The sequence below is a fragment of the Streptomyces sp. NPDC002520 genome (assembly GCF_053595235.1).
On sequence record NZ_JBSFXG010000050.1, the window covers coordinates 50,079 to 60,020 of the forward strand.

Genomic DNA, 9,942 nt, shown 5'->3' on the forward strand with positions numbered 1-9,942 from the left:
AGGACATGCGCAGAGGACGTCGACTCGCGATCGACGTCGGGGACGCCCGGATCGGGGTCGCCTCGTGCGACCCCGACGGGATCCTCGCCACTCCGGTGGAGACGGTCCCCGGACGTGACATCCCGGCAGCCCACCGCCGACTGCGGCAGCTCGTCGAGGAGTACGAACCGATCGAGGTCGTCGTCGGCCTCCCTCGCTCCCTCAAGGGGGGTGAGGGCCCGGCCGCGGTAAAGGTTCGCGCCTTCGCCCGGGAACTCGCCGAGGGCATCAAGCCCGTGCCGGTCCGGCTGGTGGACGAGCGGATGACGACCGTGACGGCCAGCCAGGGACTGCGCGCCTCCGGTGTGAAGTCCAAGAAGGGCCGGGCCGTCATCGACCAGGCGGCCGCCGTCATCATCCTCCAGCAGGCCCTGGAATCCGAACGGGTGTCAGGTAAAGCACCCGGCGAGGGCGTCGAAGTGGTCATCTGATCGCGATACGGTAACGTTCCGCGCGATGCGGCGGCGTTCGAAACAGCCGCCGCACAGCAAAGAGGCGGAACGGAAGCGGGTCCACCGGCTGCGCGGCCGTCGGCCTCGCGGCTCTAGGGGATCGATGACTGAGTATGGCCGGGGCCCTGGCTCCGAACCGTGGCATCCGCAGGACCCGTTGCTCGGGGACGGCGGATGGGAAGGGCAGCAGACCCACGCGGGTCAGCAGCCCCCTTACGGCGGCCAGCCGCAGCAGTACCCGCAGCAGCCGCACTACGGCGACTGGACCCAGGGGCAGAACTCCGGGTACGGCCAGCAGCAGTACCCGTACCAGGACGCACAGGGCCAGTCCTCATACGACCAGCAGTACGCGGGGCACACTCAGCAGTACCAGCAGCAGCACCAGCAGCCCCAGGACGGCTGGGACGCGTCCGGCACCCACGGCCATGTTCCCTACGCCGCGGACCCGGGCGACCCCTACAACCAGCAGCCCGTGGCGTACGGCGGAGAGCATCCCGACTTCTACGGCACCGAGGACGCCTATCCGCCGCCGCAGCCCCCCGGCCGCCGGCGCCCCGAACCATCGCCCGGGCCCGACCCGGAGACCGGCTGGGACCCCGGCGAGGACCAGGGTGAGCACGCCTTCTTCGCCGGAGGCGGCGGCGATGACGACGACGCGGACGACGAGGCGGAGAGCCGGAGCGGTCGTGGTGACCGGCGCGGCAAGGGCCGCAAACCCGTCAAGACCAAGAAGCGGCGCACCGGCTGCGCCTGCATGGTCGTCGTCCTGGTCTTCGGCGGCGGCCTCGGCACCATCGGCTACTTCGGCTGGCAGTTCTACCAAAATCGTTTCGCCGCGGCTCCGGACTACGCGGGCGACGGCAACGGCCAGATGGTGACGGTCGACATCCCGAAGGGCGCCGGCGGCTATGTCATCGGTCAGAAGCTGAAGGAGGCCGGCGTCGTCGAGAGCGTCGACGCCTTCGTCTCCGCACAGCAGGCCAACCCCAACGGCAAGTCGCTCCAGGACGGCATCTACACGCTGCAGAAGCACATGTCCGCGGCCAGCGCCGTCGAGCTGATGCTCAGCCCGAAGAGCCGGAGCAACCTGATCATCGCCGAGGGCACACGCAACGCCGCGGTCTACGCGGCGATCGACAAGCGCCTCCAGGTGCCTGCGGGCACGACGCAGAAGATCGCGAAGCAGAAGTACAAATCCCTGGGACTGCCTGGCTGGGCAGTGAATCACGCCAACGTGAGGGACCCGCTGGAAGGCTTCCTCTACCCCTCCAGCTACCCGGTCACCAAGGGGCAGAAGCCCGAGGCCGTCCTGAAGTCGATGGTCGGCCGGGCCAAGGAGAAGTACGCGGAACTCGGCCTGGAGAACAAGGCCAAGAGCCTGGGCATGGACAACGCGTTCCAGCTCGTGGTCGTCGCCAGCCTGGTCCAGGCCGAGGGCAAGACGCACGACGACTTCCGCAAGATGGCGGAGGTGGTCTTCAACCGCCTGAAGCCCGACAACACCGAGACCAACCAGTTGCTGCAGTTCGACTCGACCTACAACTACCTCAAGGGCACGAGCAACATCCATATCTCCGAGAAGGAGATCAACAGCAACCAGAGCCCGTACAACACCTACACCCACAAGGGACTTCCGCCCGGTCCGATCGGCAACCCCGGCGAGGACGCGCTGAAGGCGACACTGAATCCGACGCACGACGGCTGGATCTACTTCGTGGCGACCGACGGTACGACCAATACCGAATTCGCCAAGACCTACGAAGAATTCAAGCAGCTCAAGGACAAGTTCAATGCCAACTCGGGCAACTGATGCCCGCCGGGCCGCCGTGCTCGGTTCGCCCATCGCCCACTCCCTCTCGCCGGTGCTGCACCGGGCGGCCTACGAAGCGCTCGGGCTCACCGGGTGGTCGTACGACCGCTTCGAGATCGACGAGGCCGCGCTGCCGGACTTTCTGAGGCAGCTCGGGCCGGAGTGGGCGGGGCTGTCGCTGACGATGCCGCTGAAGCGGGCCGTCATCCCGCTGATGGACGAGATCACCGAGACGGCCGCCTCGGTGGACGCGGTCAACACGGTCGTCTTCGCCGAGGACGGCCACCGGGTCGGCGACAACACGGACATCCCGGGGATGGTGGCCGCGCTGCGCGAGCACGGCATCGAGCAGGTCGAGTCCGCCGCGATCCTCGGCGCCGGCGCCACCGCGTCCTCGGCGCTGGCCGCCCTGGCCCGGATCTGCAGCGGCGAGGTCGTCGCCTATGTGCGCAGCGAGGCGCGCGCCGCCGAGATGCGGCGGTGGGGCGAGCGGCTCGAGGTCGAGGTGCGCATCGCGGACTGGGCGGACGCGGCCGAGGCGCTGAGCGCCCCGCTGGTGATCGCGACCACGCCCGCGGGCACCACGGACGCCCTCGCGACGGCCGTGCCCGAGCGTCCGACGACGCTCTTCGACGTGCTCTACGACCCCTGGCCGACCGAGCTCGCGGCCCGCTGGTCGATGTTCGGCGGCGCCGTCGTCAGCGGCCTGGATCTGCTGGTGCACCAGGCAGTTCTGCAGGTTGAGCGCATGACCGGCCACGCTCCGGCCCCGCTGGAGGCCATGCGCCACGCGGGCGAGAAGGCTCTCGCGGCACGCTGAATCTCGTATTCCGTTTCTGCCGCCGACGTCCCGCCTGCTGGACCGGGGGCCGGATCCGGCCCCCGTCGTGGGAGGATCGGGAGTGGCAGGCCGGAATCGCGCACCCGGTCGTGCCGTCGCCGTACGCGAGGACATGCGTACACAGGGCAGTACCGGGCGCGAACACGGAGGAGCACCGTTGAGCAGGCTGCGTTGGCTGACCGCGGGGGAGTCCCACGGTCCCGCACTTGTCGCGACGCTGGAGGGCCTTCCCGCCGGCGTGCCGATCACCACGGAGATGGTGGCGGACCACCTCGCGCGGCGGCGGCTCGGTTATGGCCGTGGTGCACGGATGAAGTTCGAGCGCGACGAGGTCACCTTCCTGGGTGGCGTCCGGCACGGCCTCACCATCGGCTCTCCCGTGGCGATCATGGTGGGCAACACCGAGTGGCCCAAGTGGGAGCAGGTCATGGCGGCCGACCCGGTCGACCCCGAGATCCTGGACGGCCTCGCCCGCAACGCGCCGCTGACCCGGCCCCGCCCCGGTCACGCCGACCTCGCCGGCATGCAGAAGTACGGCTTCGACGAGGCCCGCCCGATCCTGGAGCGCGCCTCCGCCCGTGAGACCGCCGCGCGTGTGGCGCTCGGCGCCGTCGCCCGGTCGTACCTGAAGGAGACGGCCGGCGTCGAGATCGTCTCGCACGTCGTCGAGCTGTGCTCCGTGAAGGCCCCGCAGGGTGTGTACCCGACGCCGGCCGACGTCGACAAGCTGGACGCCGACCCGCTGCGCTGCCTGGACGCGGACGCGTCGAAGGCGATGGTGGCGGAGGTCGACCAGGCCCACAAGGACGGCGACACGCTCGGCGGCGTGGTCGAGGTGCTGGCGTACGGCGTGCCGGTCGGCCTCGGCTCGCACGTGCACTGGGACCGCAAGCTGGACGCCCGTCTCGCCGGCGCCCTGATGGGCATCCAGGCGATCAAGGGCGTCGAGATCGGCGACGGCTTCGAGCTGGCCCGGGTGCCCGGCTCCCAGGCGCACGACGAGATCGTCAACACTCCCGAGGGCATCCGGCGCGTCTCCGGCCGCGCCGGCGGCACCGAGGGCGGCCTGAGCACCGGTGAGCTGCTGCGGGTGCGGGCCGCGATGAAGCCCATCGCGACCGTGCCGCGCGCCCTGAGGACCGTGGACGTGACCACCGGCGAGGCCGCGCAGGCTCACCACCAGCGCTCCGACGTCTCCGCCGTACCGGCCGCCGGCATCGTCGCCGAGGCCATGGTGGCGCTCGTCCTCGCGGACGCGGTCGCCGAGAAGTTCGGCGGCGACTCCGTCCCCGAGACCCGCCGCAACGTGCAGTCGTACCTCGCCAACCTGAAGATCGGATGAGCGCCGTGCCTGCCGTCGTCCTGGTCGGCCCGATGGGCGTGGGCAAGTCCACGGTCGGACACCTGCTGGCCGAGCGACTCGGGTTCGGCTACCGGGACACCGACGACGACATCGTCGCCGCCGAGGGCCGCACCATCGCCGAGATCTTCGTGGACGACGGCGAGGGCACCTTCCGGGCCATCGAGAAGCGGGCGGTGCACACCGCGCTCGCCGAGCACGAGGGTGTCCTCGCGCTCGGCGGCGGGGCGATCCTCGACGCGGACACCCGCGCGCTGCTCGCCGGGCACCGGGTCGTCTACCTCTCGATGGACGTCGAGGAGGCCGTGCGGCGCACCGGCCTGGGCGTGGCCCGGCCGCTGCTCGCCGTCAACCCGCGCAAGCAGTGGCGCGAGCTGATGGAGGCCCGGCGGCACCTGTACGAAGAGGTCGCCACGGCCGTCGTACCGACCGACGGGCGCAGCCCCGAAGAGGTCACCCAAGCAGCGTTGGACGCACTGGAGTTGAAGGAAGCATGAGCGAGGCAGTCACCCGGATCCAGGTCGCCGGCACGGCCGGCACCGACCCCTACGAGGTGCTGGTGGGCCGGCAACTCCTGGGCGAGCTGGCCGGGCTGATCGGCTCCAGGCCCCACCCGTCGCCCACCACCACCCTCAGCGGAGGCGCTTCGCGCCGCAGTGATGCCCAACGGGTCGCGGTGATCCACCCCGAGGCGCTCGCCGAGACCGGCGACGCGCTCCGCGCCGACCTGGTCGAGCAGGGCTACGAGGCGGTCGCCATCCAGGTGCCGAACGCCGAGGAGGCCAAGACCGCCGAGGTCGCCGCCTACTGCTGGAAGGCGCTCGGCCAGTCCGGCTTCACCCGCTCCGACGTCATCGTCGGCGTCGGCGGCGGGGCGACCACGGACCTCGCCGGTTTCGTCGCCGCGACCTGGCTGCGCGGAGTTCGCTGGATCGCCGTCCCCACCACCGTGCTGGCCATGGTGGACGCGGCGGTCGGCGGCAAGACCGGCATCAACACCGCCGAGGGCAAGAACCTGGTCGGCTCCTTCCACCCGCCGGCCGGCGTCCTGTGCGACCTCGCCGCGCTGGACTCGCTGCCGGTCAACGACTACGTCTCCGGGCTCGCCGAGATCATCAAGGCCGGCTTCATCGCCGACCCGGTGATCCTGGAGCTCATCGAGGCCGACCCCGAGGCCGCGCGCTCTCCGCAGGGCCCGCACACGGCCGAGTTGATCGAGCGCTCGATCCGGGTCAAGGCCGAGGTCGTCTCCGACGACCTGAAGGAGTCGGGCCGCCGGGAGATCCTCAACTACGGCCACACGCTCGCCCACGCCATCGAGAAGAACGAGCGCTACAAGTGGCGGCACGGCGCCGCGGTCGCTGTCGGCATGCACTTCGCCGCCGAACTCGGCCGTCTGGCAGGCCGGTTGGACGACGCGACGGCGGACCGGCACCGCACGATCCTCGAATCCGTCGGCCTGCCGCTGACCTACCGTTACGACCAGTGGCCGAGGCTCGTGGAGACCATGAAGGTCGACAAGAAGTCCCGCGGCGACCTGCTGCGCTTCATCGTCCTCGACGGGCTGGCGAAGCCCACCGTCCTGGAGGGCCCGGACCCCGCCGTCCTGCTCGCCGCCTACGGAGAAGTGGGCCAGTAAGGCCCCCGGAGAGGCGGGCCGGTACGTCCCCCGCTGCTCCTTCCGCCCGATTCCCTTCCCGGTCCGGGCACTTCAGGCCGCCCCCGGTCGTTCACCAAACGACGGCCGGGGGCGGTACCGTTCGGTGGGAGCGGGCTCCGTACCCGCCTTCCGGCGCCGAATGTGTGTACGAGATGGAGTGGCAACGGATGCAGCACGCAGTGGGGTCTCCGCTGCCGCCGCCCCACCAGCAGGGGCAGGGACCACACGCCGGCTGGGCGTCGGCCGCGCACCACCCGGGTCCGCACCAGGGAATCCCCCAGGGTCCCGCACCCGTCCCCCCGCCGCCACCGGGGCGGGGCTTCCCCGGGGCCGGAGCGGGAACCGGTCTCCCCGCCGGATCCGTCCCGCCCTCGCCCGCGCCACCCTCGGCTCCGCAGCACCCCACCCCGCCACCCTCGGCTCCGCAGCACCCCGCCGGGCCACCTCCGGCTCCGCAGCGCCCCGCCGCGCCGCCCCCGCAGCACCCCACCGCGCCGCCCGCCCCGCAGGCACCGCCCGGACCGGACAGCACCGGCCATGTGCCGCTTCCGCCCGGCGGCCCGGTCGGCGTGCCCGCCGCGCCGCCCACCTCGGCCTCCGTCCCGGACCCGACGCACACCACCCTGGCGGTGCTGCTGATCGGCCCGGCGGGCGCGGGCAAGACCAGCGTGGCCAAGTACTGGGCCGGCCACCGCCGGGTCCCCACCGCCCACATCAGCCTCGACGACGTGCGCGAATGGGTCCGCTCCGGCTTCGCCGACCCCCAGTCCGGCTGGAACGACCACTCCGAGGCCCAGTACCGCCTGGCCCGTCGCACCTGCGGCTTCGCGGCCCGGAACTTCCTGGCCAACGGCATCTCCTGCATCCTCGACGACGCCGTCTTCCCGGACCGGCCGGTCGTCGGCCTCGGCGGCTGGAAGCGCCACGTCGGCCCCGGCCTGCTCCCCGTCGTCCTCCTGCCCGGCCTCGACATCGTCCTGGAGCGCAACGCCGAACGCACCGGCAACCGCCGCCTCACCGACGAGGAGGTCGCCCGCATCCACGGCCGCATGGCCGGCTGGTACGGCTCGGGCCTGCCGATCATCGACAACTCCCAGCTCGACGTCCCCGGCACGGCCCGCATCCTCGACGAGGTCCTGGCCAGAGCGATAGCGAGCCCGCCGAACTGGTGAGCAGGGGGCTGCGACTCCCCGGGGCGCGGGGCTGTGCCGATGTGTGGCTCCGCCGCGTGGGCGCGACCGCCCCCCACCCACCCGCACCCGGCACACAACCCCCACCACCCCCCCACCGACCCCACTCGGCCCCCGCAAACACGCGCGATTCGGTCAAAACTCCTACGCTCATCTCATGTCAGAGGTGTACGCGACCCGCCGATCCCGGCTGAGAGAGCACTTCAATGCCGCCGGCTGCACGGCAGGGCTCGTCTCCCGCCCCGCCAACGTGCGCTACCTGGCAGCCGCGGCCCCGCAGGACTGTGTCCTGCTCCTCGGCAAGAGCGAGGATCTCCTGGTGTGCACCAGCCCACCGGAAGACCGTCCCTACGAAGGCCGGCCGGACGAGAACCTGCGGCTGCACGTCCTGTCCTCGCCTGGCGCCGACCCCGCGCTCGCGGCGGCCGAACTCGTCGCCGCCCAGGACGCCGAGACCCTCGCCGTCGAGGAGCACCACCTCACGGTCCGCCGTCACAGAGCCCTGGCCTCGGCCGCCCCGGCCCTCCGTCTCGCCGACCTCGCCACGGCCGTCGAACAGCTCAGGGTCGTCAAGGACGAGGAGGAGATCTCCTGCCTGCGCATCGGCGCCGAGATCGCCGACCAGGCCCTCGGTGAGCTGCTGGAATCCATCCTGGTCGGCCGCACCGAACGGCACCTCGCCCTGGAGCTGGAGCGCCGCCTGGTCGACCACGGTGCCGACGGGCCCGCCTTCGCGACGTCCGTGGCCACCGGCCCGAACTCCGGCCGGCGCGGTCACCGTCCCACCGACCGCCGGGTGGAGGAGGGCGACTTCCTCTCCGTGTGCCTCGGCGCCACCTACCGCGGCTACCGCTGCGAGATCGGCCGTACGTTCGTCATCGGCACCTCGCCCGCCGAGTGGCAGATCGAGCTGTACGACCTCGTCTTCGCAGCCCAGCGCGCCGGGCGTGAGTCCCTGACGCCCGGACGGGGTTACCGTGACGTGGACCGGGCGGCGCGCCAGGTGCTGGACTCCGCGGGCTATGCGGAAGCACTGCCACCGCTCATCGGACACGGTGTCGGACTCGAAATCGACGAGGACCCGCAGCTCGCCCCCGCCGCCATGGGTAAACTGGACGCTTGCGTGCCGGTCACCGTCGAACCGGGGGTCCACCTCCCGGGCCGGGGCGGTGTCCGGATCGATGACACGCTCGTCGTACGCCCTGAGGCGGACGGCGGACCCGAGCTACTCACCATCACGACCAAGGAGCTGCTCGCGCTCTAGCCTCGCGCTGTGCGCAGGCCCCGGGGTCGTACGTCAGTCCAGGAGATTCCGCAACCGTGGCTTCCACGAACGACCTCAAGAACGGCCTGGTGCTCAAGCTCGAAGGCGGCCAGCTCTGGTCCGTCGTCGAGTTCCAGCACGTCAAGCCCGGCAAGGGCCCGGCCTTCGTGCGCACCAAGCTCAAGAACGTGCTGTCCGGCAAGGTCGTCGACAAGACCTTCAACGCCGGCGTCAAGGTCGAGACGGCCACTGTCGACAAGCGCGACATGCAGTTCTCGTACATGGACGGTGAGTACTTCGTCTTCATGGACATGGACACGTACGACCAGCTGCACATCGACCGGAAGACCGTCGGCGACGCCGCGAACTTCCTGATCGAGGGCTTCACGGCCGTCGTCGCCCAGCACGAGGGCGAGGTGCTCTTCGTCGAGCTCCCGGCCGCTGTCGAGCTGGTCATCCAGGAGACCGAGCCGGGTGTCCAGGGTGACCGCTCCACCGGCGGCACCAAGCCCGCCACCCTGGAGACCGGCCACCAGATCCAGGTCCCGCTCTTCATCACCACCGGTGAGAAGATCAAGGTCGACACCCGCACGAGCGACTACCTCGGCCGGGTGAACAGCTAACCGTGGCTGCCCGCAACACGGCCCGCAAGCGCGCCTTCCAGATCCTCTTCGAGGGCGACCAGCGCGGCGCCGACGTCTTGACGGTCCTCGCGGACTGGATCCGGCTGTCCCGGTCCGACACCCGGCAGCCCCCGGTCAGCGAGTACACGATGCAGCTGGTCGAGGGCTACGCGGAACACGAGCGGCGCATCGACGAGCTGATCGCCCAGTACGCGGTGGACTGGACGCTCGACCGGATGCCGGTCGTCGACCGCAACATCCTGCGGCTGGGTGCGTACGAGCTGATCTGGGTCGACGAGACCCCGGACGCCGTCGTCCTGGACGAGATGGTGCAGTTGGCGAAGGAGTTCTCGACCGACGAGTCGCCCTCGTTCGTCAACGGCCTCCTGGGCCGCCTGAAGGAGCTGAAGCCCTCGCTCCGCAGGGATTAGCCGAAAAGGGGCGCCGTGGGACTGCGCGGCACCAGGGCGACCGCGGTTCGTCCGTGGTTGCTCGCGCAGTTCCCCGCGCCCCTTTGGCGTGTCCGCCCCCGGCCCCGAAAGGGCGCCGGAACAGCCGCGGGGAAACAGCCGCGGGGAAACAGCCACGAAAACGCCGCCGGGGTGGCCGCCGCGATGGAGACCAGCGCCTTCACGTTCGGGTGGCCGGCGGCGGCCTGGGTGATGACCGCGCCGCCGTAGGTGTGGCCGACCAGGACGACCGG

The 9,942-nt window shown here is 71.1% G+C and carries 10 protein-coding genes and 1 pseudogene; 10 read left to right on the forward strand and 1 reads right to left on the reverse strand.

Going from position 1 to position 9,942, the window contains the following annotated elements:
* Nucleotides 1–5 precede the first annotated feature (5 nt).
* From ruvX to nusB, 10 genes are all read left to right on the forward strand, one after another.
* On the forward strand, nucleotides 6–470 hold the full coding sequence (ruvX, locus tag ACWD5D_RS40435) for a Holliday junction resolvase RuvX (RefSeq protein WP_451377747.1): 465 nt from the start codon (nucleotides 6–8) through the stop codon (nucleotides 468–470).
* Between the two features lie 124 nt (nucleotides 471–594).
* Nucleotides 595–2,301, forward strand: a complete 1,707-nt coding sequence (gene mltG / locus ACWD5D_RS40440) for an endolytic transglycosylase MltG (protein WP_451377748.1) — start codon at nucleotides 595–597, stop codon at nucleotides 2,299–2,301.
* Nucleotides 2,282–3,121: a shikimate dehydrogenase gene (locus tag ACWD5D_RS40445; RefSeq protein WP_451377749.1), complete on the forward strand. Its 840-nt coding sequence runs from the start codon at nucleotides 2,282–2,284 to the stop codon at nucleotides 3,119–3,121. Before mltG ends, ACWD5D_RS40445 begins: the two co-directional genes overlap by 20 nt.
* Before the next feature lie 178 nt (nucleotides 3,122–3,299).
* Complete coding sequence (gene aroC, locus ACWD5D_RS40450) at nucleotides 3,300–4,484, forward strand: chorismate synthase (protein ID WP_451377750.1); 1,185 nt, start codon at nucleotides 3,300–3,302, stop codon at nucleotides 4,482–4,484.
* Nucleotides 4,481–4,999, forward strand: a complete 519-nt coding sequence (locus ACWD5D_RS40455) for a shikimate kinase (protein ID WP_451377751.1) — start codon at nucleotides 4,481–4,483, stop codon at nucleotides 4,997–4,999. Before aroC ends, ACWD5D_RS40455 begins: the two co-directional genes overlap by 4 nt.
* Nucleotides 4,996–6,141, forward strand: coding sequence for a 3-dehydroquinate synthase (aroB, locus tag ACWD5D_RS40460; protein WP_451377752.1), 1,146 nt, complete (start codon nucleotides 4,996–4,998; stop codon nucleotides 6,139–6,141). The genes ACWD5D_RS40455 and aroB overlap by 4 nt, the downstream gene beginning before the upstream one ends.
* Nucleotides 6,142–6,329: 188 nt before the next feature.
* On the forward strand, nucleotides 6,330–7,334 hold the full coding sequence (locus tag ACWD5D_RS40465; protein ID WP_451377753.1) for a Pro-rich N-terminal domain-containing protein: 1,005 nt from the start codon (nucleotides 6,330–6,332) through the stop codon (nucleotides 7,332–7,334).
* A 175-nt stretch (nucleotides 7,335–7,509) separates the two neighbouring features.
* Nucleotides 7,510–8,616: an aminopeptidase P family protein gene (locus ACWD5D_RS40470; RefSeq protein WP_451377754.1), complete on the forward strand. Its 1,107-nt coding sequence runs from the start codon at nucleotides 7,510–7,512 to the stop codon at nucleotides 8,614–8,616.
* 56 nt (nucleotides 8,617–8,672) lie between these two features.
* The gene (efp, locus tag ACWD5D_RS40475; protein ID WP_351487768.1) at nucleotides 8,673–9,239 is read left to right on the forward strand and encodes an elongation factor P; all 567 of its coding nucleotides are present in this window, start codon (nucleotides 8,673–8,675) and stop codon (nucleotides 9,237–9,239) included.
* Nucleotides 9,240–9,241: 2 nt separating this feature from the next.
* Nucleotides 9,242–9,670 carry a transcription antitermination factor NusB gene (nusB, locus tag ACWD5D_RS40480; RefSeq protein ID WP_451377755.1) on the forward strand — a complete coding sequence of 143 codons (429 nt, stop codon included), beginning with the start codon at nucleotides 9,242–9,244 and terminating at the stop codon, nucleotides 9,668–9,670.
* On the opposite strand, the pseudogene ACWD5D_RS40485 reads toward nusB, so the two are convergent.
* Nucleotides 9,667–9,942, reverse strand: a pseudogene (locus tag ACWD5D_RS40485) (hypothetical protein); the annotation flags it as partial. The gene nusB and the pseudogene ACWD5D_RS40485 sit on opposite strands and share 4 nt — an antisense overlap.

Bases quoted from the DNA above. Each gene is read 5' to 3' on its own strand.
- ACWD5D_RS40455 (WP_451377751.1), top strand. From the start codon at position 4,481: ATGAGCGCCGTGCCTGCCGTCGTCCTGGTCGGCCCGATGGGCGTGGGC.
- ACWD5D_RS40445 (WP_451377749.1), top strand. From the start codon at position 2,282: ATGCCAACTCGGGCAACTGATGCCCGCCGGGCCGCCGTGCTCGGTTCG.
- aroB (WP_451377752.1), top strand. From the start codon at position 4,996: ATGAGCGAGGCAGTCACCCGGATCCAGGTCGCCGGCACGGCCGGCACC.
- ACWD5D_RS40470 (WP_451377754.1), top strand. From the start codon at position 7,510: ATGTCAGAGGTGTACGCGACCCGCCGATCCCGGCTGAGAGAGCACTTC.
- mltG (WP_451377748.1), top strand. From the start codon at position 595: ATGACTGAGTATGGCCGGGGCCCTGGCTCCGAACCGTGGCATCCGCAG.
- ruvX (WP_451377747.1), top strand. From the start codon at position 6: ATGCGCAGAGGACGTCGACTCGCGATCGACGTCGGGGACGCCCGGATC.
- ACWD5D_RS40465 (WP_451377753.1), top strand. From the start codon at position 6,330: ATGCAGCACGCAGTGGGGTCTCCGCTGCCGCCGCCCCACCAGCAGGGG.